General features: G+C 67.6%; 16 protein-coding genes. 6 read left to right on the forward strand and 10 right to left on the reverse strand.

The genetic code is table 11. The features are described from left to right. Nucleotides 1-205: 205 nt before the first annotated feature. The 9 genes from ettA to EP7_RS12610 form a co-directional block, all read right to left on the reverse strand. A complete protein-coding gene (ettA, locus tag EP7_RS12570) occupies nt 206-1,882 on the reverse strand; it encodes an energy-dependent translational throttle protein EttA (RefSeq protein WP_463528194.1) in 1,677 nt (558 codons plus the stop codon). Between the two features lie 133 nt (nt 1,883-2,015). Continuing rightward, nucleotides 2,016-5,906, reverse strand: a complete 3,891-nt coding sequence (locus tag EP7_RS12575) for a PAS domain S-box protein (RefSeq protein WP_463528195.1) — start codon at nt 5,904-5,906, stop codon at nt 2,016-2,018. A 385-nt stretch (nt 5,907-6,291) separates the two neighbouring features. Further along, on the reverse strand, nt 6,292-6,702 hold the full coding sequence (locus EP7_RS12580; protein WP_463528196.1) for a response regulator: 411 nt from the start codon (nt 6,700-6,702) through the stop codon (nt 6,292-6,294). 52 nt (nt 6,703-6,754) lie between these two features. Further along, nucleotides 6,755-7,441 carry an HAD family hydrolase gene (locus EP7_RS12585; protein ID WP_463528197.1) on the reverse strand — a complete coding sequence of 229 codons (687 nt, stop codon included), beginning with the start codon at nt 7,439-7,441 and terminating at the stop codon, nt 6,755-6,757. Between the two features lie 14 nt (nt 7,442-7,455). Continuing rightward, nucleotides 7,456-7,803, reverse strand: a complete 348-nt coding sequence (locus tag EP7_RS12590; RefSeq protein ID WP_463528198.1) for a P-II family nitrogen regulator — start codon at nt 7,801-7,803, stop codon at nt 7,456-7,458. A 167-nt stretch (nt 7,804-7,970) separates the two neighbouring features. Further along, nucleotides 7,971-8,354: a hypothetical protein gene (locus EP7_RS12595; protein ID WP_463528199.1), complete on the reverse strand. Its 384-nt coding sequence runs from the start codon at nt 8,352-8,354 to the stop codon at nt 7,971-7,973. Between the two features lie 288 nt (nt 8,355-8,642). Next, on the reverse strand, nt 8,643-8,990 hold the full coding sequence (locus EP7_RS12600; RefSeq protein ID WP_463528200.1) for a hypothetical protein: 348 nt from the start codon (nt 8,988-8,990) through the stop codon (nt 8,643-8,645). Nucleotides 8,991-9,012: 22 nt separating this feature from the next. Beyond that, on the reverse strand, nt 9,013-9,396 hold the full coding sequence (locus tag EP7_RS12605; protein ID WP_463528201.1) for a hypothetical protein: 384 nt from the start codon (nt 9,394-9,396) through the stop codon (nt 9,013-9,015). A 19-nt stretch (nt 9,397-9,415) separates the two neighbouring features. After that, a complete protein-coding gene (locus EP7_RS12610; RefSeq protein WP_463528202.1) occupies nt 9,416-12,925 on the reverse strand; it encodes a PVC-type heme-binding CxxCH protein in 3,510 nt (1,169 codons plus the stop codon). A 639-nt stretch (nt 12,926-13,564) separates the two neighbouring features. Between EP7_RS12610 and EP7_RS12615 the strand changes: the two genes are divergently transcribed. The 4 genes from EP7_RS12615 to EP7_RS12630 all read left to right on the forward strand — a co-directional run bounded on the left by EP7_RS12615 (nt 13,565) and on the right by EP7_RS12630 (nt 19,022). After that, nucleotides 13,565-13,690 (forward strand): hypothetical protein, encoded by a 126-nt coding sequence (locus tag EP7_RS12615; protein ID WP_463528203.1) that lies wholly within the window; start codon nt 13,565-13,567, stop codon nt 13,688-13,690. Between the two features lie 207 nt (nt 13,691-13,897). Continuing rightward, entirely contained in the window at nt 13,898-14,476 is a 579-nt protein-coding gene (locus EP7_RS12620) for a sigma-70 family RNA polymerase sigma factor (RefSeq protein ID WP_463528415.1), read from the forward strand. Between the two features lie 72 nt (nt 14,477-14,548). Continuing rightward, the gene (locus tag EP7_RS12625) at nt 14,549-17,356 is read left to right on the forward strand and encodes a protein kinase domain-containing protein (RefSeq protein ID WP_463528204.1); all 2,808 of its coding nucleotides are present in this window, start codon (nt 14,549-14,551) and stop codon (nt 17,354-17,356) included. A 181-nt stretch (nt 17,357-17,537) separates the two neighbouring features. Next, nucleotides 17,538-19,022 carry an NHL repeat-containing protein gene (locus EP7_RS12630; protein ID WP_463528205.1) on the forward strand — a complete coding sequence of 495 codons (1,485 nt, stop codon included), beginning with the start codon at nt 17,538-17,540 and terminating at the stop codon, nt 19,020-19,022. Between the two features lie 385 nt (nt 19,023-19,407). On the opposite strand, the gene EP7_RS12635 is transcribed toward EP7_RS12630, so the two are convergent. Beyond that, entirely contained in the window at nt 19,408-19,677 is a 270-nt protein-coding gene (locus EP7_RS12635; protein ID WP_463528206.1) for a hypothetical protein, read from the reverse strand. A 189-nt stretch (nt 19,678-19,866) separates the two neighbouring features. Here EP7_RS12635 and EP7_RS12640 point away from each other — a divergent pair, with 189 nt between their 5' ends. Then, entirely contained in the window at nt 19,867-21,201 is a 1,335-nt protein-coding gene (locus tag EP7_RS12640; protein WP_463528207.1) for a serine hydrolase, read from the forward strand. Nucleotides 21,202-21,318: 117 nt separating this feature from the next. Next, nucleotides 21,319-22,983, forward strand: coding sequence for a sigma-70 family RNA polymerase sigma factor (locus EP7_RS12645; protein WP_463528208.1), 1,665 nt, complete (start codon nt 21,319-21,321; stop codon nt 22,981-22,983). Nucleotides 22,984-23,084 lie beyond the last annotated feature (101 nt).

Here is a 23,084-nt window from a genome sequence, read left to right on the forward strand (position 1 = left end):
CCGGCCCGATCCGGAAGATCAGCAATCTCTTCGGCGACCGCGGAAATCGCCCCGATCGCCCGGCCGGAATTCCGAGATCAACCCTCGCATTTTACCCCGTCGCCATGCCACCGGAGGCGGAACGACGATCGGCCGCACGCATGTCCAGGAGGAGCATGCGGGCGGCCGATTGCGAACGGGGACGCGTTGAGCCCGGGGGGCTCGCTCAGCGGCGGATGAGGGGCTTGTACTTGATCCGGTGGGGTTGGTCGGCGTCGACGCCCAGGCGTTCCTTGCGCTGGGACTCGTAGGCCTGATAGTTGCCGTCGCACCAGACGACCTTGCTGTCCCCCTCGAAGGCGAGGATGTGGGTGGCGATCCGGTCGAGGAACCAGCGGTCGTGGCTGATAACCACGGCGCAGCCGCCGAAGTCGAGCAGGGCCTCTTCCAGGGCCCGCAGCATGTCGATGTCCAGGTCGTTCGTCGGCTCGTCCAGCAGCAGCAGGTTGCCGCCGCTCTTCAGGAGCTTGGCCAGGTGCACCCGGTTGCGCTCGCCGCCGGAGAGGTTGGCGACCTTCTTCTCCTGGTCGGGCCCTTTGAAGTTGAACGAGGCCACGTAGGCACGCGCCGGGATCTTGCGCTTGCCCAGAATCACCTGGTCGACGCCGCCGGTGATCTCCTGGAAGAGCGTGTTCTCCGGGTTCAGGGCGTCGCGGTTCTGGTCGACATAGGAGTAGACGACGGTCTCGCCCACGCGCAGCTCGCCGCGGTCGGCCGTCTCCTGGCCGACGATCATGCGGAAGAGGGTCGTCTTGCCGGCGCCGTTGGGCCCGACGATGCCGATGATGCCGCCGGGGGGGAGGCGGAAATTCATGTCTTCATAGAGGAGCGTGTCGCCGTAACCCTTGGAGACGTTCACGGCCTCGACGACGAGGTCGCCCAGGTGGGGTCCCGGGGGAATCTGCAGGACGATGGCCTCGTCGCGGCGCTCGGTCTCCTGGCTGGCCATCTGCTCGTAGCGCGACAGGCGGGCCCTGTTCTTGGCCACGCGTGCCTTGGGGGCCATGCGCACCCACTCCAGCTCGCGGGCCAGGGTCTTGCGGCGTGAGCTCTCCTGCTTCTCTTCCTTGGCCAGCCGGTCGTGCTTCTGCTCGAGCCAGGACGTGTAGTTGCCCTGCCAGGGGATCCCCTGGCCGCGGTCAAGCTCCAGGATCCAGCCGGCGACGTTGTCCAGGAAGTAGCGGTCGTGGGTGACGGCTACCACCGTGCCGGGGTAGTCCTGAAGGTGCCGCTCCAGCCAGGCGACGCTCTCGGCATCGAGGTGGTTGGTCGGCTCGTCCAGCAGCAAGACGTCGGGGCGCTGGAGCAGGACCTTGCAGAGGGCCACCCGGCGACGCTCGCCGCCGGAGAGGGTCGCCACGTCGGCGTCCCCCGGGGGCAGGCGCATGGCGTCCATGGCGATCTCGATGTTGCGGTCGAGGTCCCAGGCCTGCGCGGCCTCGATGGCGTCCTGCACCTTCATCTGCTCGTCGAGCAGCGCCTCCATGGCGTCGGGCTCCATCGCCTCGCCGAGCTTGTTGTTGATCTCGTCGAACCGGTTGAGCAGGGCACGGGTCGGGGCGACGGCCAGCTCGACGTTGCCGCGCACGTCGAGCGACTCGTCGAGCGTCGGCTCCTGCGGGACATAGCCGATGGTGGTGCCCGGGGCCGGCTTGGCGGTGCCCAGGAAGTCCTTGTCCACGCCCGCCATGATCCGCAGCAGCGTGCTCTTGCCGGCGCCGTTGCCCCCCAGCACGCCGATCTTGGCGCCCGGATAGAACGAGAGCCAGATCCCCTTGAGGACCTCCTTCTTGCCGTGCGCCTTGGACAGGTTCTCGATCTGGAAGACGTATTGCGGGGGCATATGCGAACCTGGGGGCAAGACACGTTGCAGGGCCTGGCGCGGTCGACGACCGCCGATCGAACCAGTAGAACTCAAGACGGGGCGCCGCGAAAGGCCGCTTTCGGGGGCGTGCCCGTCGTGGGGCGCGAGCGATCTAGGCACGGCCGACCGAGATCAAGGCGAGCAGGACGTCGTGGTCGAGCGGCTTCGTCAGGTGGTGGTCGAAGCCGGCCTCCTTCGAGCGGCGGCGGTCCTCGTCCTGGCCGTAGCCGGAGACGGCGACGATCAAGGCCCCCTCGCACGCGTCCTCGTGCCTGAGCTGCGCGGCGACCTCGTAGCCGCTCATCCCGGGCAGGCCGATGTCGAGCAGGACGACGCTTGGCCGGTGGACCCTGGCCGCCTCGATGGCCTCCGGGCCGGTGTGGGCCATCGCCACGTCGTGGCCGATGATCTTCAGGAGCCGGGCCATCCCGCGTGCCGTGTCCACGTTGTCGTCCACGACGAGGATCCGGCTCGGCCCGCCACCCTGCCGAGCCTCGCCCGCCGGGGCCGGGGCCGTCCGGGTGGGCCTGCTCGCCGCGGGCAGCCGGATCGTGAACTCGCTCCCCCGTCCCGGCCCTTCGCTGCTCGCCTTGATTGCGCCGCCGTGCAACTCGACGAGCTTCTTGACCACCGTCAGGCCGATGCCCAGACCCCCCTCAGACCGGGCCAGCGAGCGGTCCCCCTGCGCGAACAACTCGAACATCGCCGGTAGCTTGTCGGGGAGGATGCCGACCCCTCGGTCCTTCACGCCGATGACGACCTCGCCCCCCTCGCGACGCGCCGAGAGCAGGATGTGGCCGCCGTTCTCGCTGTACTTCGCCGCGTTGTTCAGCAGGTTGACGACCACCTGCTCGAGCCGGGTCGGGTCGACGTCGACCCAGACGTCCCCCCGGTCGATGTCCAGCTCGAGACTGTGCTTGCGCTCCTCGACCAGCGCACCGACGGTGGCCGCGGCGCTCTCCAGGATCGGGGTCGCGTCCATCAGGTCGCGCCTCAGCTCGATCTTGCCGCGGGTGATGCGCGAGACGTCCATGAGGTCGTCGATGAGCCTCGAGAGGTGGAGCATCTGCCGCGTGATGACCTCCATCGACCAGCCGACGTGCTCCTTCGCGTCGGACATCGACGAGAGCCTGACCGCGTTGCCGATGGCCGCAAGCGGGTTCCTCAGCTCGTGGGCGAGCATCGCCAGGAACTCGTCCTTGCTCTCGTCGTTGCTCCGCAGCTCCTGGTAGAGCCTGGCGTTTTCGATGGCGATGGCCGCCAGCTGGGCGAGCTGGACCAGGATCGCCTCGTCATCGGCGGTGAACTCGCCCTCCTCCTTGTCGGAGAGCTGGATGATGCCCATGCTCCTGCCGTTGCGGCCCACGAGCGGGGCGGCGAGCCATCCGTTGGCGGTCGCGAGGAAATCGTCGAGCTTCCCCAGGGCTCGCCATCTCGGGTCCGCGTCGAGCCCCGCCCGGGTCAGGCGGATGGGCTCGTTGGCCAGGCCGACGGCCTCGTAAAATTCCAGCCCTTCGATGCTGGGCGGGGTCGTGCCGCCCGGCGGCTTCCGGGAACTGGAGACGACGTTGATGGGCTGGGGGTGGCTCGCATCGAGCATCATGCTGGTCGCCGCCTGATTGGCGCCGAGGAGGGTTCTCGCCTCGCCGGTCACGACCTCGAGGACGGAATTGACGTCCTGGGCCGAGTTGATGCATGAGGCGATCTCGGCGAGCTTCTGGAGCTGGAAGGCCCGCATCCGCGTCGCCTCGGCCGCCTGCTTCTCCCCGGTCGCGTCCTTGAACACCTTGCCGAAGCCCCGGAGTTTCCCGCCCTCGTCGTAGAGCGGAGTCATGACGCCGTCGGCGAAGAACCGGGAGCCATCCTTCCGCAGGTGCCAGCGCTTGTCCTCGGCCCGCCCGGCGGAGGCCGCGTTCGCCAGCTCCTTCTCGGGGACGCCTTCGGCCCGGTCCTCGGGCGTGAAGAGGAAGTGGGACATCTGCCCGACGGCCTCGGCCGCGGCGTAGCCGGTGATCCGCTCGGCCCCGCCTTGCCACTCGATGATCGTGCCCCCGGCGTCGGCGATGAGGACCGCGTAATCCCTGATATTCTCGACCAGGAGGTTGACCCGCTCGGTCTTCGACCTGAGCTCTTCCTCGGCGCGCTTCCGATCGGTGATGTCGAACGAGACGCCCGACATGGAGGGGGCTTCACCGCCGGGGCCGGCCGAGTAGCTGGCCCGGACCTGGACCCAATGAATCGACCCATCCGGCCAGCGGACGCGGTACTCGATCTCGAAATCGGCGGCCCTGGCGATCGCGTCGTCGACCGCCCGCTGCCATTCCTGCCGGTCGTCCTCGTGGACCGAGGCCGCCAGTTCCTCGTAGCGGAACGTCTCGCCCGGCCCGCGCCCGTAGTTCGCCCGGCAGGCATCGGAGCACGTGAGCAGCCCCGTCCCGAGGTCGAGGTCCCAGGTCCCCATCCGGCCGGCCTTGAGCGCGAATTTGAGCCGCCTCTCGCCCGCACGCAGCTCTTCCTCGGTCCGCTTGCGGTCATTGACATTGCGGAAGTAGACGGAGAGCCCTTCGTCCGACGGATAGGCGTGGACCTCGAACCACGCATTCAGCGGGGCGGGATAATACTCCTCGAAGGTCGCCACCCGGCGCTCGTCGACGGCCGCGCGATATTGCCGCTCGAATTCCGTCCCGATGGCATCGGGGAACTCCTCCCAGATGCCCTTCCCCAGCAGCTCGTCGCGGTCCCGCTGGAGTTGATGGCCGGCCCGCGGGTTGAGATAGGTGAAGCGCCACTGGCGATCGATCGCGAAGAAGGCGTCGGTCACGCTCTCGAGGATCCGCTCGGCCCGCTTGTCGGCCGCCCGCTCCTCTTCGCGAAGCCTGATCATCTCGGACTCGGCCAGCTTCGCCTCGGTGATGTCCTCGACGATGCCCAGCATCTTGGCGGCGCGGCCCCGGGCGTCGTGGCGGGCCAGGCCTCGGGCGGCGATCACCCGCACGGCCCCGTCGGCTCGGCGCACGCGGCACTCGAAATCCCAGCTGCCGGAAGACTCCACGGCCGCCCGGAACGTGGCGGCGACGCCGGGCCGGTCCTCGGGCAGGACGTGGTCCAGGAACGTCTCGAAGGTCCAGTTGGGATGGGGCGTCTCGTAGCCGAAAATCTCGTCGTGGCGGGGTGTCCGGCTCGATGCCCCGCCGATCAGGTCGAGCTCCCAATGGCCGAGCCCGGCGACCTCCAGGGCGAAGCCGAGCCGCTCGGCCGCTTCGCGGGCCCGCTCGTCGTGTTCTCGCCGCTCCGTGACGTCGCGGAAGACCAGGACCACGCCGGCGACCTCGTCGCGGTCGTCCCTGATCGGGGCGGCGCTGTCGTCGATCGGCCGCTCCGAGCCGTCCCGGGCGATCAGGATGGTGTGATTGGCGAGGCCCTGGATCCGGCCCGACTCGAGGACTTTCTCGACCGGGTTCGGCACCGGCTCCCGGGTCCCCTCGTTGACGATGACGAAGACGTCCTCGAGTCGCCTCCCCGCCGCCTCACTCGCGCTCCAGCCGGTCATCGCCTGGGCGACCCCGTTCATGAAGGTGACGCGGCCCGCGTCGTCCGTCGCGATGACGGCGTCCCCGATGCTCGTCACGGTCGCCTGGAACCGCCGACGCTCCGCGCGCTCGTGGGCGACGGCTTTCCTCCTGGCCGAGGCGAGGAGGCCGATGAATGACGAGACGCCTACGAAGACGAGGGTGGGGATGAGGCCGTTGATTCCCGGCACGAGCGTGCCGAGCGGCTCGAGGAAGAGAAACTGGCCGGCGACGGCCATCATGGTCATCGCGACGAGACTCGGGCCCTGGCCGCCGAACCAGGCGGACACCATCACCGCGGCGAAGCAGAAGGCCCAGGGGGTGGGCTTCAGGAGCGGCCAGGTCGCATAGGTCGCGGCAATCGCCACGGCCGCCGCGATCAGGGCGATGGAATACTCTCGAAGGCGGCTGGCCCTGGAGGGCGTCGTCCTCATATCCCTTATCTGCTCCGTCGCGAGTCGTCCATTCGCCGGTTCTAGGTCGGAAGACACGGCGGTCGGGCCCGCTCCGGTCGCATCCCAGGGCCATCGCTTCAATGGCCACGGGAATGCCGCATGTCTCTCGGGGAAGGGGCCGGGGGTCGTTCCGGCGAATGACGGGCCAGCGAAGGGCGATGTCCCCGCGGCGTCCCGATTTCATTGTCTGAAAACGACCGCCCGACGATCAAGCCTCCGGCCGATTTTCGGATGACGGATCACCGCGAGCGAAGCCGGACGAATAAAGCTGCGGCGCCCCCCGCTACGCTCGGCCGACGCCGGCGAGAGCGGATCGCCCGACAGACTACGCACCGAAGGCCGTTGAAGGGGCCGGCCGCTGAATTCAGCCCTGGGGCGTCGCCGGAGGTGCGTCGAAATAGCGGCGGATCAGGGCGGGCAGCTCGACCGTGAACCGGCTGCGGGGCATCACCGGGTCGCAGCCGGCCGAGGCCGCGTCGGCGAGCGCCTTGGTGTCAACATGCGAGCCGAATGCCAGGAATGGCGTCCCCTCGGGGGCCAGCTTGCGGTAGGCCGTCAGCGCGGCCACCGAGACCAGCTCGCCGGCGGCCAGGTCGACGAGGACGACCGTCGGCCGCCAGCGTTCGAGCATCGCCGAGGCCAGCGCCACGTTGCCGGCCACGATCACGCGATGGCCCAGCTCGCGCGCGGTGCCGGTGACCTTGGACGTGAAGATCAGGTCACGGCTGAGCAGCAGGCCGGCGGGGCCATCTGGCACGGGAACGTCCATGCTCATCGGTCCATTTCTCCTCGCCTTGCCCCGGTCCGGTCTTCGAAACGTCGGCCGATCAGCGGAACCGGCCGTCGACCCAGGCAGGGCCAAGGTCGACCAGGCCGGGCAGGACATCGTCGGCCCCGACGCCCCTCAGTTCGGCGTCATTGTAGGTATTCGACACGCCAACGGCCCGCATCCCGGCGGCCAGGGCCGACTGGATTCCGGCCAGGCTGTCCTCGAAGACCAGGCACTCGGACGCGGCCAGGTCGGGCAGGACCTCGCGGCGCAGGCCTTCGAGGGCCAGCAGGTAGCCCATCGGGTCGGGCTTGCAGCGGTCGGCGTCCTCGGCCGAGACGATGTAGGCCACCCGGTCGCGGACGCCCATGCGTCCCAGCGAGAACTCGATCTCGGGCCGCAGGGCCCCCGAGTTGATCGCCATCGCATAAGCGCCAGCCAGGGCGGTGATCGCCTCGGGCGCGCCCGGGAAGACGCGCAGGCCCCCCTCGGCGACCTCGAAGTAACGCCTGGCCTTGCGGGCGATCAGCTCGTCGACGTAGGCGGCCGGCAGTTCGGCCCGGCCCGCGTCGGCGAGGGCGGCCTCGAAGCAGCCACGGTCGTCGAGGCCGAGGTATTTGTCGTGGTAGTCGCGATCGGTGATCGCGACCCCTTCCTGGGCGAGCACTTCCTGGAAGAGCTGGAAGTGGACGTGCTCGTCGTCGATGAGCACGCCGTTGAAGTCGAAGATCACGGCCCGGATCATGGTGGAAAAGTCGCTCAAATCGCCTCGGGGCCGCGTTCGCCGGTGCGGATGCGGATGCAGTCGTCCATGGGCAGGATGAAGATCTTGCCGTCGCCGATCTTCCCTTCGGGTCCGCTGCGGCCGGCCTGGATGATGGCGTTGACCGTGGGCTCGACGAAGTCTTCGTTGACGGCGATCTGCAGCTCGATCTTGCGCAGGAGGTTGACGGTGACCTCGTGGCCCCGATAGACCTCGGTGTACCCCTTCTGCCGGCCGAACCCCTGGACGTCCATCACGGTCAGCCGGAAGACCTCGACATGCGAGAGGGCCTCCTTGACCGCCTCCAGCTTGGTCGGCTGAATGATCGCGATGATGAGCTTCATAGGTCGTCCCGAGGGTCTGCCTTTCGATCAAGCCCACCTAACATGTCCATTGCCGGCCCCGGCGTCAACCGTCGACCGCCGCGACCCCCGCCAGCCCATGGGCTCCGGGGGTCGCGGCCGCGTCTTTCTCGTCCCGCAGGCCACCTTCGGGCGGCCTGCGGGATTGATTACTGAGGCGGGGCGGGGATACCGGCGGGGGGCAGCGAGGGAGCCGGCGGGCTCGGCTGGCCTTCGCCCTCGGGACGAGCCTCGGGGGTCGGCGCCGCCGATTCGACGCCCGGGGCGGCCTCGGTGGGGGTGCCGGCGGGGGCGGGAGCCATGTCGGGCGTCTCGGTCACCGGCGGGGGGACCGGGGCGTCGGCCGGGGCACTCACGCCGGTCGGAGCGTTGTACTGAACCGGTGCGGGGCCCCCGTAGCCGGCGCCACCGCCGCCGCAATTCGGCCCGACGCAGGGGGCGGGGAAGTCGTCGCAGGTGTCGCAGTGGGCGCACCCGGATGATCCGAGGGCCGTCATCAAGGCGGCGGCCAGCAGCATTTTCGATCGCGACATCATCACGAGAGTCCTTTCCGTGGACCTATCGACCAATCGCCCCACCTGGACCGCGACTGGGCCGGCCTCCGCCGACCACCAGATCGAGCCCGGCCGGTCATTCACCGGCCCCGCGATGGCGAGTTGGAACCCTTCCCTCAGAGCAGCCGGTTCGTCCCCGCCGCGTTGCAAGCTATGATCGGCCGATCCCAGCTCCCTTGATGAGCAGAATCTCGCCCCGATCTCCTCGTCTCTCAACTTACCCCAGATTGCCAGGTCTTCGAGCGTTCCCAGGTCAGCGGCAAAATCCTACCGGGGCTCCGGCGGATCGGGCCAGACGGGGAGCCAGGGGTGGATGGTGGCCCTGGCATATTTGATGTAGAGCGGCGTGTGCCGCTCACTTTCGCGGAGTTCCGCAGGGGTCGGGGCTCTGGCATTGAGATGCTTGACCGAGTTTTCATACACATAAGGGTCCATGGGCGTTTGGGGGATCAGCCCACGAATCAGGGCCCGATGATGCAAGGCGATGGCCCGGAACCTCTCCCGGCGCCAGTCCACGACGCGCAGCACGAGAGGCAGACTGACGAGCCAGGCGGCGAGCGCCAACAGCAGGATTCGAGCCCTCGGGGTCATCAGATGCGGCGACTTGCGGGCCATCGGCGACCTCTTCGGCGCGGGATCAATCGGGCTCCGGCGGGTCGGGCCAGACGGGGAGCCAGGGGCAGGCAGCCGCATCGGCGTATTTGGCGGCGAGTTGGGCATGCCATCGGTCTTTGCGTTGCTCGGACGGCGAGAGAATACGGCCGCCGGGCGCGACGGAGATCTTGGTGATGATGTTGGTGCGCGTGGAATAGTCCAGAATCATGGCCCCATGCTCGGCCGAGATGCGCGAGAAGGTCATCCGCCGCCACTCGACCAGGCCGATGATGGCGGGCAGGAAGAGGAGCCAGGCCACGAGCAGAGCGAGGAGGTTCTTCGACCGCCGAGAGGCCTCGGGGAAAGCATTGATCCTCGGGGCCATCCGGGCCAGCTTCGTGAAGGTCGGGAAGAGAGTCGAGGTCATCGAATCGGGCCTCCGGTCGTCATGGCTGGGATGCCTGCTCCGGGGGGGCGGCGACCTGCGCGGGGCTGGCCAGGTAGGCGACGAGGGCCCGGACCTCGTGCTCGGGAAGGGCGCTCCAGAGGTCGTCGGGCATCATCGACTTGTCGCTGGGGCGGCGATCCTCGACCTCGGACTTGGGCAGAACAACCGACTCGTTGGCCGTGAGGAGGGTCAGGGAATCCTTGTCCTCGTCCCGGATGATCCCGGTGAGCACGCGGCCGTCGGCGGTGGCGACGACCTGGGCGATGTAGTCCTTACCGATCAAGGCACTTGGATCCAGGACGTTGGAGAGCAGGTATTCTAAGTCGGCCCGGTTGGAGCCGGTCAGCTCGGGACCGACCTTGCCGCCCGTGCCGAAGAGGGTGTGGCACTGGACGCAGACCTTGTTGAAGACGGCGCGGCCGAGCACGGGGTCGGCCGGGGTGCTCGGGGCGGCCTTGAGCATCGAGCGGTAGCGGGCGATGAGCTTGACGCGGTCGGCGTCGGAGTCGCGGACGGCCCCCCAGGTCTCGGCGATTTTCGCATTGACTTGCGCGTCTTTATGATTGCGCAACTGGCGGACGAGGTCCGGCGAGACGTCGGCGCTGGGGACGCGGCCGGCGGCCACGGCTTCGAGCAGGGCGCGGGCGGTGGAGACGCGGGCGGCCAGGGTGTTCAGGGCATCGCGGCGGGCGTCCAGGTCGAGCGCGGCGTAGGCCGACAGGATGGCGGCGGGGGTCGCCGGGTCGTCGTAGGCGGCCAGGCCGCGGAGGGCGTTGCGGCGCAGGGCCTTGTCGGCGATGAGCCGGCGCAAGGCCGCAGGAAGCTCGGGATCTCGGGCACCCACCAGGGCGTCGAGGGCCTCGACCCGGCGAGCGGGCAGGGCGGAGGCATCGACGAGCACCGATCGAAGGAAGGCCGACGCGGCGGTGTCACCGAAGGTCAGGCCCAGGGCGGTTGCACGCGACCGGAGGGCCGGATCGGAATCTTTCGAGAGCCGGGCGAAGGTGGCCGGCCAGGAGGCGGGCATCGGCACCTGTCGACGCCCTTTGAGGGCCTCTGACAGGCCGGCGAGCAGGCTCGATCTCGCCGACGTTCCATCCACACGTCCCAGGGTCTCGATCAGGATCGCCAGCGACTCGGGGGTGCCGGCGGCGGCGATACGGCGGGTCATGAACGGCAGCAGTGTGGGCAGCTTCGAGGCCACGGCGAGACCGAGGGCGCGGGCCGGGTCGACGTCGGCGAGGGGCTCGGCGGCGTACCAGGCCATGAGCGGGAGGTTGTGATCGGCGGCGTCCTCGGCGTGGGCGGAGAGGGCGGCGACCAGGTCCCAGCGGGCGGCGGAGGGCAGGCGCTGGGCGACCGAGGCGAGGTACAGGCGGACGACCGGCGAGGGGTCGGACACGGCCATCGGGGCCAGGCGGGCGAGCACCGCGGCGCGGGCGGGGGTCTCGTCCTGGACCTCCAGACCGAGCTGGATGGCCCAGGCTCGGACGTAGGGATCGGCGTCCGACAGGGCGGCTTCGAGCCTCGTCGCATCAAGTCCTCCCACGGCGTGCAGGGCCCAGAGGCCGTGCAGGCGTGCGGTCGGGTCGGCGTGACGGAAGACCTTGGCGGCCAGGAGCGAGGCGGTCGCGGGATCGGGGCCTCGCTCTTGCAGGACCCGGCGGGCGTTGCGGACGTGCCACTGGTTGCGGTGGAGCTGGAGGTCGACAAGCTGCTCGCGGGTCATCGCCCTCAGATCAATCTCGACCTTCCTGTTCTCGCCGTAGCTGAGCTTGAAGATCCGGCCGTTTCCCCGGTCGTGGATGGCCACGTCGCGGTGATGACATTGCTGGCGATCATACCAGTCGATGAAGTTCATCTGGCCGTCGGGGCCGACCTTGAGGCTGATGATCTGCGACCAGGTGTCGTTGGCCCGCAAAAAGTCAGGGGCGTGGGAGCCGACGAATCCGGAGCCCTGGCGGGTGAGGATGTCCCGATTCAGGCGGGCCCCGTGGATGTTGTTCATGAACAGCGAGCCGCGATACTCGGCGGGCCAGGCGTCGCCCTGGTAGACAAGGGCCCCGCAATGGGCATGGCCGCCGCCGGCGTCGTCGGACCGACCGTTGCCGGCGTGGGGGTTGGCCCCCAGGTAGTGGCGGTGGTCGGCAATCGTCTTGATGTCGTCATACGTATAGGCGTTGAAGTGCTGGCCCGCCTGGCGCTCATACCGCCCCCCCTGGATCATGTGATAGAGGTGGGGGATGACGCAGGCGGTCTCCAGGGCCTGGCCCTTCTCGTCGAAGTCGACACCCCAGGGGTTGCTTGTCCCCTCGGCGAAGACCTCGAAGGCGTGCCGCGTGGGGTGGTAGCGCCAGATGCCCGCGTTGATGGGTGTGCGTTGGGCGGCGGGCGTGCCGGGCTTGCCCACCTTGGAGTGCGTGAACACGCCGTGGCAGCCGTAGAGCCAGCCGTCGGGGCCCCAGGCGAACGAGTTCAGGGTCTCGTGGGTGTCCTCCGAACCCCAGCCGTCGAGCAGGATGCGCGGGGGTCCGTCTGGCTTGTCGTCGCCGTCGGCATCGGGGATGAAGAGCAGGTTGGGGGCGGCACCCACCCAGACCCCGCCGAAGCCAACTTCAAGGCCGCTGACCAGGTTGAGGGTGTCGGCGAAGACCGTCCGGTTGTCGAACTTGCCGTCGCCATCCACATCCTCGAAGATCAGGATACGGTCTCGCCCCTGGTCGTCGGGCAGGCGGATGGGATAAGAAAAGGCCTCGGCGACCCAGAGCCGTCCGCGGTGGTCGATCGCCAGCGCGATGGGCTGGCGGACGTCGGGCTCGCCGGCGACAAGGCCGACCGAAAACCCAGGCGGGGCGGTCATCGCTTTGGCGGCATCTTCGGGGCTGAGGCCGGCGTGCTCATAATGGTCGATGTCGGCCGGCCCGAGGCCCGCGGGGTAGGGGGGCTTGGCGGCGTGGAACCGGAAGTCGTCGAAGTTGATGTGACCCCAGGGGCCCACCTGCTCGTCGACCACCCTGACGAAAACCTCCTCGCCCACCTGACTGGCCAGGTTGACCGCCACCGGCTTGAGCGTCTCGGTCTGGTCGCCGGACGCCTTGAACAGGACGCGGCCGTCGCGGACCCGGACGACCTCGACGCGGGTGGTGGGCCAGTTACCGCCGGCCACCAGGACGCTGGCGAACGGGTGGGTGACCTTGAACGGGCTCGACGTGATCCGCCCCCGGGCGTCGTCCCCCTTCACCTCGAACGTGCCGACCCAGAACTCGCCCCTGTGCCCGCTGGCCATGTCAGTGCGCCGTTTGGCCACGGAGTCGCCGACGACCGGCTGGCCGTCGAAGGCATCCCCCTCGGCCGTCCAATTCGCCAAAGATCCGCCTTCGAACCCCAGGTCGATCGGCCGCCCCTGGGCATCGACGGGGAGGATCCCCGGATCGGCCTTGGGGGCGTCTGCGCCCAGGAGCAAGGCGGAGCCGAGGCAGAGCATGAGCCTGATCCAGGTCGGGCGCATCGTCCGGATTCCTCGATGGGTGCGGAGCAAAGATCGGCGACTCGCCTCGCCGTCTGGGGGATGCCCCGGGGGTGGAACGCCCAGGATATCAGTCGCCAGAGGCCCGGTCCAAGTCTTGCCGGTTTACCATCCCGGCCCCGATCGGCCGAGCCGATTGGGTTCGTTTCGTAGAAATGCGTTGGGTTCGTTTGACACCGGGACGCCGAGGATTCAAGCCGCCAACCGCTCACCGAGATTTCACGACAAACCAAAAACCCACAACCATTTCCGTCAAAAATGGCTTCGTTTTGCACGGCCAGAGTGGCTTCGTTCCGCGCCGCGAGATGGCTTCGTTTTGCACGGCCGAAGTGGCTTCGTTCCGCGCCCAAAAAGTGGCTTCGATTTGCGCCAGGTGTGGTCCATCTGGCCTGACCGGATTGCCAAAGAGTCTGGCGAGGTCTGGCCTCGCTCGGGGGGCGAGGGGTGAGACGCTTGCCAATCCCTTGAGTTGCGATTCGCGGCGAAAACCGGCGGGGAAAATTCCGGCGTTGCGATTTTTCACCGTCAACGTTCTGCGACTGGGCTGACTCAGCGTTGCTCTTGCCATGCCGGTTCGGGGGGAAGCGTGGAGCCGGCGTACTCGATGTGGAGGACCCGTCGATGGCTTGGCTGGGTGGATTATCCCGAGGCGTGGAGCAGGAGGGGCCGCATCAGGAGCACATCGCCGGCCCCGGCCCGGCAGGTGAACTCGGGGCCGACGGCCTGGACGTCCCGGATCTGCTCTGACACTGAGGCAGGGAATTCTCTCCAGCAAAACAGGGGGCGCCGAATAACCCGCTGCAACCCCATCGGGTGGGGTCACGTCGTCGTATGCTATCTCCTCGCATGGATGACGGTTAATCTGGGCGAGCCCTCTTTCCCCAGGGCGGGCTTCGAGTCGCACCGGGCGACGTCCCCGCGACCTCGGACCTCATGCCCGTGCGGCCCAAGCCGATGAACGACATCACCCACATCCTTTCGGCCATCGAGCAGGGCGACCCACGGGCCTCCGAGCAGCTCCTTCCCCTCGTCTATCGGGAGCTCCGGCAGCTCGCCCAGCAGAGGCTGGCACGGGAAAAGCCGGGGCAGACGCTCCAGGCGACCGCCCTGGTCCACGAGGCCTACCTCCGCCTGGTCGACGGCCAGGAGGCTTCGGGGTGGGATAGACGCGGCCACTTCTTCGCGGCGGCGGCCGAGGCGATGCGTCGCATCCTCGTCGAGAATGCCCGCCGTAAGCGGGCCGAGAGGCACGGCGGCCGGTTGGAGCGGCAGGACCTCGATGCCATCGACATCGCGGCCCCGACCCCCTCCGAGGACCTCCTCGCCCTCGACGAGGCCCTGGCGAAACTCGAAGCCGAGGACCCGGTCAAGGCCCAGCTCGTGAAGCTCCGCTACTTCGCCGGCCTGACCGAGGAAGACGCCGCGGACGTGCTCGGGGTTTCCCGCACAACCGTCCAACGCCATTGGCGTTATGCGAGGGTGTGGCTCCTCAGAGAGCTGGGGGGAACCGCCGGGCAGGGAGAGAAGTCCTGAAATCGGAGGGGTCCCTTGGAGCTAACGAGCAGCGGATTTCGCATTGGCCTCTAGAGGGGATAGGTGGCAACCATGGCGAATCCGATGCAGAAGGCCGCTCCGAACGTCGAGGACATCTTCTCCGCGGCCCTTGAGCTCCAGGCCCCGGAGGCCCGCTCGGCGTTCCTCGACCGAGTCTGCGGCGATACGGGGCTGCGGCGAGATGTCGAGCAACTCCTCGCCCTCGACGCGGGGGCGAACGATTTCCTGGAGGCCCCGGCCGCGATGCCCACGGTGACCGCCGCCCACGAGTCTCACTTGGCCATCGAGGAAGTCGGCACGGTCATCGGCCCTTATAAGCTGCTGGAGGCCGTCGGCGAGGGGGGCATGGGTACCGTCTACATGGCCGAGCAGACGGAGCCCGTCCGCCGCCGGGTGGCGTTGAAGGTCATCAAGCCGGGCATGGACTCGAAGCAGGTGGTCGCCCGCTTCGAGGCCGAACGCCAGGCCCTGGCGATGATGGACCACCCGAATATCGCCAAGGTCCACGACGCGGGAACGACGCCCTCGGGCCGCCCCTACTTCGTGATGGAGCTGGTCCGGGGCCTGCCCGTCACCGAGTATTGCGACCGACACGAGCTCTCCATCCCCGAGCGGCTGGAGCTGTTCGTGCTCGTCTGCCGAGCCGTGCAGCACGCTCACCAGAAGGGCGTCATCCATCGCGACCTGAAGCCGTCTAACGTCCTCGTGACGGACATCGACGGCGTCGCCGTGCCGAAGGTCATCGACTTCGGGGTGGCCAAGGCCACCGGCGGGGCCCTGACGGAGAAGACGCTCTTCACCGGGTTCCACCAGTTCGTCGGCACGCCGCTCTACGCGAGCCCCGAGCAAGCCGAGCTCTCGGGGGCCGACGTGGATACCCGTAGCGACCTCTACAGCCTGGGCGTCCTCCTGTACGAGCTGCTGACCGGCACCACTCCGTTCGACTCGGAGAGGCTCCGGCGGGCGGCCTTCGACGAGATGCGCCGCGTCCTCCGCGATGAGGAGCCGCCCAGGCCGAGCACGCGGCTCAGCACGCTCGGCGACCAGCTCTCGACAGTCTCGGCCCGGCGGAAGGCCGACCCCAGGCGGCTCTGTGCGACCATGAAGGGCGAGCTCGATTGGGTGGTGATGAAGTCCCTGGAGAAGGACCGCCGCCGACGCTACGAGACGGCCAGCGACTTCGCCGCCGACGTGATGAACTACCTGGCCGACCGGCCCGTGGGGGCGTGCCCACCGACGGCGTGGTATCGACTCGGCAAGTTCGCCCGCCGCAACCGGCCCACGCTGGTCACGGGCGGCTTCGTGGCCTGCGCCCTGGTCGTCGGAGCCGCCGTCAGCACGTGGCAGGCCGTCCGCGCCACTCAGGCCCAGCGGGAGACCAACGCGGCGTTCGTGACCGCCCGGCGGGCCGTGGATGAGATGTACTCCCAGTTCGCCGAGGAGTGGATTGCCAAGCAGCCGAGGCTGACCAAGGTCCAGAGCGACTTCATCGAGAAGGCCCTGGCGTTCTACGAGCAGTTCGCCAGTCTACGCCCCGACGACCCGCAGGCCACGTTCGAGGCGGCCCTCGCCTGGAGGCGGGTCGGTAACATCCGGCAGAAGCTCGGGAGGGTCGAGCTGGCCGAGGCCGCGTACAGAACGGAAGTCGAGCAGTTCGACCGCCTGGCCGCCCACTTCCCCGAGCGGGCAGATTATGCCTCGGAGGCGGCGTTCAGCAGGTTAGACCTCGGTGCCGTGATGGTCAGACGTGGGGACCGTCATTTCGAGGTCGAACCCGTCTTCAAGCGTTCGGTCGCCGACTTGGACGCACTGGCGGCTCGCCACCCCGAGGACCGAGAGGTACGCGGTCGCCTGGCCTGGAGCCTCTACGCTCTTGGGGCCCTGCACCGGATGCAGCGTCGTAACGAGGACGCCGAGCGGGTCCTGTTGCGAAGCCGGGAGTTATTCAAGCAGCTATCTGAAGGAGATCCGATAAGGCTCAAGTTCCAGCGAATCGTGCCTACATGCGAAATCGAGCTAGGTCGTGTGTATAAAGAGACGGGCCGTCTCACAGAAGCGGAGGCAGCCTTCCGGGGCGCCGCGAAGCTCTTGGAAACGTTCCTCGGTGAAGAACCGCGCGACCCCGTCTATCGAAGTAAGCTTGCGGAAGCGTTGAAGAACGCCTCCGACGTCCTGTGTACCGCGGACCGGCCTGCGGAGGCGTTCGAGTGCATCCGCCGAGCAGTGGCACTGCTGGATGCCCTGGCCGAAGAGTTCCCAGACGAACTCGACTATTCCGACCACCTGGAAACGTGCTTGGACAATCTCTTTCTAAGCCTCCACGGGCACGGGGAACGGGGTGAGGCGGAGCGCGTCGGTCTCCAGGGCGTGAAACTGAGCGAGAGGTTGCTGCGCGTACGTCCCGCTGACCCCAAACATCGAGATCAGCTCTCCAAATTTCTGAGCCTCCTGGCCGACCTCCACTCCGAGGACACCAGGGGGCCCATGTATGCCCCAGAGGAGGCCCTGAAGCTGGCACGTCGCGCAGTCGAGGTGGACCCGATCCAAGGTCTAGGCCAACAGTCTTTGGGATGGGCACGGTACAGAGCGGGCAACTGGAAAGGGTGCATCGAATCCCTCGAGAAACAGCCCGACTACCAGCGGGCCGGCGACTTCATCGCCGCCATGGCCTACTGGCACCTGGGCGACAGGGCCAAGGCCCGCGAGGTGTTCACGCGAACGGAGGAATGGTTGGCGAGGTATGAGCGGCATTGGAAGCCGGGCATCTACCCCACTTCGGCGATGCTGCGTCGATTCCGGTCCGAAGCGGAGTCCCTCCTCCGCCTCGAACCAACCGGTACGGGGAGGCCGCCGGGTTAACTCCCCACGAGGTGAAGGCTGATAGCGGCCGCGTCTCAGCCCGACTCCCTGACGCGGCGACGACAAACACACCCCCCACGGTCGTGCTCCGAGTGAGGCGGCATGGGCCGGGAGCGGCCTCCGTGCGCGCCGTCGTCCTGAAGCTAATCCGACCCCGTCACCTAACTAAAGGAATTGACCGATGTGGCACCCGCTCTCGTCCCCGACCCGTCCCACGCCGCGACGACGTAACGCCAGCGCCCGCCGCCCCAGGTTGGAATCGCTAGAGGGTCGCGTCGTACTCTCCGTCGCCTTCGACTCCGTGCTCGGTGTGGGCAGCGACACCGCGGCGGTGCTGGCGAAGGACAACGCCGTCGACGCCGCCGGAAACACCTACGTGACCGGCTACCTCTACGGACCGACGGACCTCGACCCGGCGGTCGACCGGCCCGACGGGTCGGACATCCTGACCCCCCGCGGCTCCACGGACGCCTTCGTCGCCAAGTACGCCCCGGACAACACGCTCGTCTGGGCCCGCCTGATGGGCAGCACCCTCAATACCTCGAGCCTTTACACGTACGAAGGGGGCGACGCCGTGAGCGTCGACGGGTCCGGCAACGTCTACGTGTCCGGGGGGTTCCTCGGGCAGGCGGACTTCGGGCCGATCCGCCTGACCAGCGCGGGCGACAAGGACGTGTTCGTCGCCAAGCTCGACTCCTCGGGCAACTTCCTCTGGGCGAAGGGTTGGGGCGGGACCACCCGCGACCTCAGCGGAGGCCTCGCTGTCGACGGCTCCGGCAACGTCGTCTCGGTCGGAACGACGGCCACGGTTGCCTCCGGCGGGGGCAGCTTCACACCCAACGGGTTCGAGGTGCGTAAGTATGGCCCGACCGGGACGGCTGCGTGGACCAAGCGGATCAATGGCACGAACGCGGAGGGCACCGGCGTGGCGACCGACGCGACAGGCAATGTGTACCTCTGCGGTTCCTTTAGGGGGACTATGGACTTCGATCCCGGCTCCGGCAAGAAGGAGGTCACCTACGTCACCGGCGCGGCGGGAGCAGGGAACGGTTTCGCCCTCAAGCTGACGACGTCCGGTTCATTCGCATGGGTCGCGCCGTTCGTCGCCAAGACGGCGGAGTCGCCGAACTCGAGCGCCTTCTGCACTGACATCGCCGTGGATGTCGCGGGCGACGTCGTCGTCGGGGGCTACTATGGCGGCCAGGTCGACTTCAACCCCAGCCCCACTGTCGACTACCGACTCCCTAGTTCCGGCGGCGGCTTCGCCGCCAAGCTGTCGTCGGCCGGCGCGCTCGCGTGGGCCACGCCGCTGGGCGGCGCCTACATCAACTCGCTGGCCCTCGATGCGTCCGGGAGCGTGTATCTGACCGGAAACTTCTCTCAGGTCTTCACGCCCGGCTTTGGCCTGCCCTCCGCTACCAGCAACGGTGGGAGCGACGTCTTCGTGGCCCAGCTCTCCAATACCGGGGCCGTGAATTGGGCCGTGACCTTCGGCGGAACCGGTTCGGATAACGGTTACGCTGTCGCTGTGGACTCGGCGGGCACGGTCTACGTGGCCGGGACGTACTCGAACACGGTCGATTTCGACCCGGACCCCGTCGCCACCTATGAGCTGACCAACCCGGCGAAGGGCGACATGTTCCTGCTCAAATTGAGGCGGCGATAATCGGCGGACAGGGTCGCCGTCCCCGTACGGGGCTTGGCCCCGCAGTTCGGTCAACACGGCCGGCGCCCCCTCTCCTCGTTCCCGGTGTGGGCGACGCCGGCCGACCTGGGCGACATAAGGGAGCTATCGGACATCCCTTTCAGCAACTCCTGAATGACGCTTGGTCCTCGGGCCGTTTGCTCAACCGTCATGAAAATCACCGGATCCTGTTGGCAAATTCGGCTGAGGAATCAGGGACCGCGAGTCTTCATGGCTCCTTCTTCTCAAGAATTCGGCCGATCGGCCCCCGACGGAAATTCGCCAACAGGTTCCGACAGGTTTCAGAACCCGGCTCATCATCGCGAAGCCATGGCGGGCGATTTGGATGTCTGGACGTGGGAAGATGTTATGACCCTTCGGTCAGATCGATGAGCCACTGCTCGAAGTCAGACGTGTCGTAGAGATAGGGCCGATCCGTCGAGATCGAGTCTGCGGCGGCAAGGCAGACGATCGCATCGAAGAGCGTCCGGTCGAAGCGATTGAACTCGTCGAATCGCATGAGCCACGGACCAGCCCAGGCCGCGGCCTTATCGCGAGTCATGACCCCGCCAATCAGCTGCTTGAGCTTCTCGGCGGCATCTCGGCGAGTGGGGAAATCGGGGTTGGGCGTCGACATATGGAGCTTTCGCATCGAGGAGAAACGATCTTGGCGAGGAATTGACGGTGCGCCATGGACATTCGACAGGCGTAGGCGGTTCGACCCTACGAATTTCGGCGGGGTGTGATCCAAGGATTTGCCTTGGGCGGCGAAACACACCGGGGCCTTTTGGCCGTATTGACCGTGCCTGATTCGGAGAATGTCGTGATGATCAGGATCGCAGCGTTTGCCTTCGCCGCCCTCTTGCCGATGGTCGCACAGGCCGAGGACCTGAAGGAGAAGCTCTCAGCTTACATGGATGCGGCGACGAGCCATGATCATTTCAGCGGGTCGGTTCTGGTGGCGAAGGGGGGCGAGGTTGTCCTGACTCGGGGGTATGGGCTGGCGAATGCCGAGTATGGGATCGCCAATACGCCCGAGACGAAGTTCAGGCTGGGGTCGATCACCAAGCAGTTCACCGCGACGGGGATTTTAATCCTGGCGGAACGGGGGAAGCTGGCGGTCGAGGACCCGGTGGGGAAGTATCTCGACGATGCTCCGGCGGCCTGGGAGAAGGTGACGATCCATCATCTGTTAACGCATACGTCGGGCATCCCCAGCTATACCGACGACCCGGCGTTCATGAAGGTGAACATGGTTCCTCAAACGGTCGGATCGATGGTCGCGGGGATCAAGGCGAAGCCTCTGGATTTCGAGCCGGGGTCGAAATACCACTACAACAACTCGGGCTATTTCCTGCTGGGGGCGATCATCGAGAAGGTCTCGGGGATGACGTATGAGGCGTTCCTCGGGGCGGAGATCTTCAAGCCGCTGGAGATGACGGAGACCGGGTACGACCATCATGAGACGGTCTTGCCCAACCGGGCCTCGGGCTATGATCGCCGGGGGTCGGAGCTGCGCAATGCTCCGCACCTGGATATGAGCCTCCCTTATGCGGCGGGTTCGCTGTATTCGACGGTGGGCGACCTCTACAAGTGGGACCGGGCCTTGAAGGCGGGCAAGCTGCTGTCGGGCAAGTCGTTCGAGGCAATGTACACGCCGTTCAAGGACAACTACGCCTACGGGTGGGCGGTCACCGATTTCAAAGGGCACAAGATCATCGGCCACGGCGGGGGGATCAACGGGTTCTCGACCGACTTCGCGCGATTCCCGGACGACGACCTCTGCGTGATCGTGCTCTGCAACGTCAACCCGTCGAAGCCGGGCGAGGTCGCGCGCAACCTGGCATCGATCGCCTTCGGCGAGGACGTGCCGCTGCCCAGGACCAGGGTCAAGGCGAAGGTCGACCCGAAGATTTACGACGACTACGTGGGCGAGTATCGGCTGACCCCGAAGATGACGATCAAGGTCACTCGCGACGGAGATAGGCTCATCACCCAGGGGACCGGCCAGGGGAAGCTGGAGATCTTCCCGGAGTCGGAGACCGCGTATTTCCCCGAGGAAGTTGACGCCCTGCTGACGTTCGTGAAGGAGGACGGCAAGGTGACGCACATCATGGTGCATCAGAACGGGAAGGACATGAAGGGGGATCGGGTGGAGTGAGGCGGCGGGGTCGCCCGCCGTCGATTCCGAGAATCTTCCGGCCGCCGTGGACCCAGATGGGACCATGGCGGCAGTATTCCTCTCGGGCAGACGACGAGCGAGGCATGGGGGCCGGGGATGCGGTCGAATCTCAGCAAATCCGGCGGGTTTCGTGACCTGGACCGACTCTTCCGGCATGGAACCGTCCCCCCCGGGGACAGGGCCCTGCTGGAAGGGTTTCTGGACGGGAGCGATGGGTCGGCCTTCGAAGCGTTGGTGGACCGCCACGGCCCGATGGTGATGGGGGTCTGCCGCCGCCTGCTGGCCAGCCCGCACGACGCGGACGACGCCTTCCAGGCGACCTTCCTGATCTTCGTCCGCAAGGCGGGGCACTTACGCGACGCCGACCGGCTGGGCCCCTGGCTTTATGGCGTGGCGACGCGGGTGGCGGCGAAAGCACGCGCCCGGGCTGCCCGCAGCAAGGGGCGCCACGAGGGCTTCGTGGAGGACCTGCCGGGGGCCGAGGATCGGTCGTCGGACTGGCTCGACGTGAGGCCGATCCTCGACGCCGAGCTGGGCCGGATCCCCGCCAAGATGCGCGACGTGCTGGTGCTCTGCCTGCTGGAGGGGGCCACCGCCGAGGAAGCGGCCCGCAGGCTGGCCTGCCCGCTGGGGACGGTGAAGAGCCGCCTGGCGCGGGGTCGGGACGCCTTGCGGGTCCGCCTGACGGGCCGGGGGGTTGCCCCGGCGGTCGCGGTGGCCGCGACGTCGCACGTCTTCAGCTCCCATGCCTCGGCCGCCCTGTTGAGGACGACCCTGGGCCTGGTCGCCGCCAGTCCGGCGACGATCGCCCCGGGCGTGATCTCCCTGACGAGAGGAGTTGCACCCGCGATGCTCACGAAAACGACGCTGGCGGCCTCGCTGATCCTGGGAGGGCTTGTCGCCACCGGCCTGGGGACGACCTGGTGGAAGGGGGCCGCGATGGCGCAGGCTCCCGGGCGAGAGCGCCCGGCCGGGGTGGAAGAGAAGAAGACGATCGCCAATCTGAAGTCCGTTCTGCTGGCGTTGCATAACTACTACACGAGCTATGACCATTTCCCGCCCGCGGCGACTTATGGGCCGGATGGCCAGCCCGGGCTGAGCTGGCGCGTCGCGCTGCTCCCCTACCTCGGCGAGGCGGCACTGTACGAGTCGTTCAAGCGGGACGAGCCGTGGGACAGCCCGACGAACAAGGCGCTTCTCGCCAGGATGCCCGCCGTCTTCGAGACGCCAAACGCCCCGACGAAGCGTGGGGAGACGCGGATCCGGGGCTTCGCCGGGAAGGGGGCCTTCTTCGAGGGGAGTCAGGGGACCCGGATCAGCGAGATGATCGACGGCACGTCGAATACTCTTGCCATCGCCCTGGCGAGTGAGGCCGTCCCCTGGACCAAGCCCGGCGAACTCGTCGCCGCCGAGGGACAGCCGTTCCCGCCGCTCGATTCCAGCAACCCGAAGGGCTATCGCATCGGCCTCGTCGACGGTTCCGTGCAACTCGTTCGGAAGGGGGACGACGCCTTCCTGCGGGCCCTCATCACCCGCAACGGCGGCGAGGTGATCGTCATGCATTCGGACACTCCGATTACGAAACAACGCCCCCAGATCGTGATGGTGCCGGTCATCGAGCAGGCCCCCGCCGAAGAACAGGGGGAGAATCCCGACCGGATCGATCCCACGGAAGCGCGTCTCAGGGCTGTGGAGGAGAAGCTCGACCTCATCCTCAAGCGGCTTGATGCGATCTCCACGGCAACTCCCGCGAAGCCGTAGCCGGATGCAGCGGGATAGCGTCCAGTTGATGCCCTCGCCGGCGGCGCGACGCCACAGGCGAGGGCATCAACCCATGAATCTCTCAATTGGGGCCGAATCCT

The organism is Isosphaeraceae bacterium EP7, assembly GCA_038400315.1.
Taxonomy (GTDB): Bacteria; Planctomycetota; Planctomycetia; order Isosphaerales; family Isosphaeraceae; genus EP7.

Excerpts from the sequence above, each read along its gene's own strand:
- EP7_RS12580 (WP_463528196.1), bottom strand. The coding sequence starts at position 6,702 with ATGAGCATGGACGTTCCCGTGCCAGATGGCCCCGCCGGCCTGCTGCTC.
- EP7_RS12590 (WP_463528198.1), bottom strand. The coding sequence starts at position 7,803 with ATGAAGCTCATCATCGCGATCATTCAGCCGACCAAGCTGGAGGCGGTC.
- EP7_RS12630 (WP_463528205.1), top strand. The coding sequence starts at position 17,538 with ATGTGGCACCCGCTCTCGTCCCCGACCCGTCCCACGCCGCGACGACGT.
- EP7_RS12585 (WP_463528197.1), bottom strand. The coding sequence starts at position 7,441 with ATGATCCGGGCCGTGATCTTCGACTTCAACGGCGTGCTCATCGACGAC.
- EP7_RS12595 (WP_463528199.1), bottom strand. The coding sequence starts at position 8,354 with ATGTCGCGATCGAAAATGCTGCTGGCCGCCGCCTTGATGACGGCCCTC.
- EP7_RS12610 (WP_463528202.1), bottom strand. The coding sequence starts at position 12,925 with ATGCGCCCGACCTGGATCAGGCTCATGCTCTGCCTCGGCTCCGCCTTG.
- EP7_RS12615 (WP_463528203.1), top strand. The coding sequence starts at position 13,565 with ATGGCTTGGCTGGGTGGATTATCCCGAGGCGTGGAGCAGGAGGGGCCG.
- EP7_RS12625 (WP_463528204.1), top strand. The coding sequence starts at position 14,549 with ATGGCGAATCCGATGCAGAAGGCCGCTCCGAACGTCGAGGACATCTTC.
- EP7_RS12635 (WP_463528206.1), bottom strand. The coding sequence starts at position 19,677 with ATGTCGACGCCCAACCCCGATTTCCCCACTCGCCGAGATGCCGCCGAG.
- EP7_RS12600 (WP_463528200.1), bottom strand. The coding sequence starts at position 8,990 with ATGGCCCGCAAGTCGCCGCATCTGATGACCCCGAGGGCTCGAATCCTG.
- ettA (WP_463528194.1), bottom strand. The coding sequence starts at position 1,882 with ATGCCCCCGCAATACGTCTTCCAGATCGAGAACCTGTCCAAGGCGCAC.
- EP7_RS12645 (WP_463528208.1), top strand. The coding sequence starts at position 21,319 with ATGCGGTCGAATCTCAGCAAATCCGGCGGGTTTCGTGACCTGGACCGA.
- EP7_RS12640 (WP_463528207.1), top strand. The coding sequence starts at position 19,867 with ATGATCAGGATCGCAGCGTTTGCCTTCGCCGCCCTCTTGCCGATGGTC.
- EP7_RS12620 (WP_463528415.1), top strand. The coding sequence starts at position 13,898 with ATGAACGACATCACCCACATCCTTTCGGCCATCGAGCAGGGCGACCCA.
- EP7_RS12575 (WP_463528195.1), bottom strand. The coding sequence starts at position 5,906 with ATGAGGACGACGCCCTCCAGGGCCAGCCGCCTTCGAGAGTATTCCATC.
- EP7_RS12605 (WP_463528201.1), bottom strand. The coding sequence starts at position 9,396 with ATGACCTCGACTCTCTTCCCGACCTTCACGAAGCTGGCCCGGATGGCC.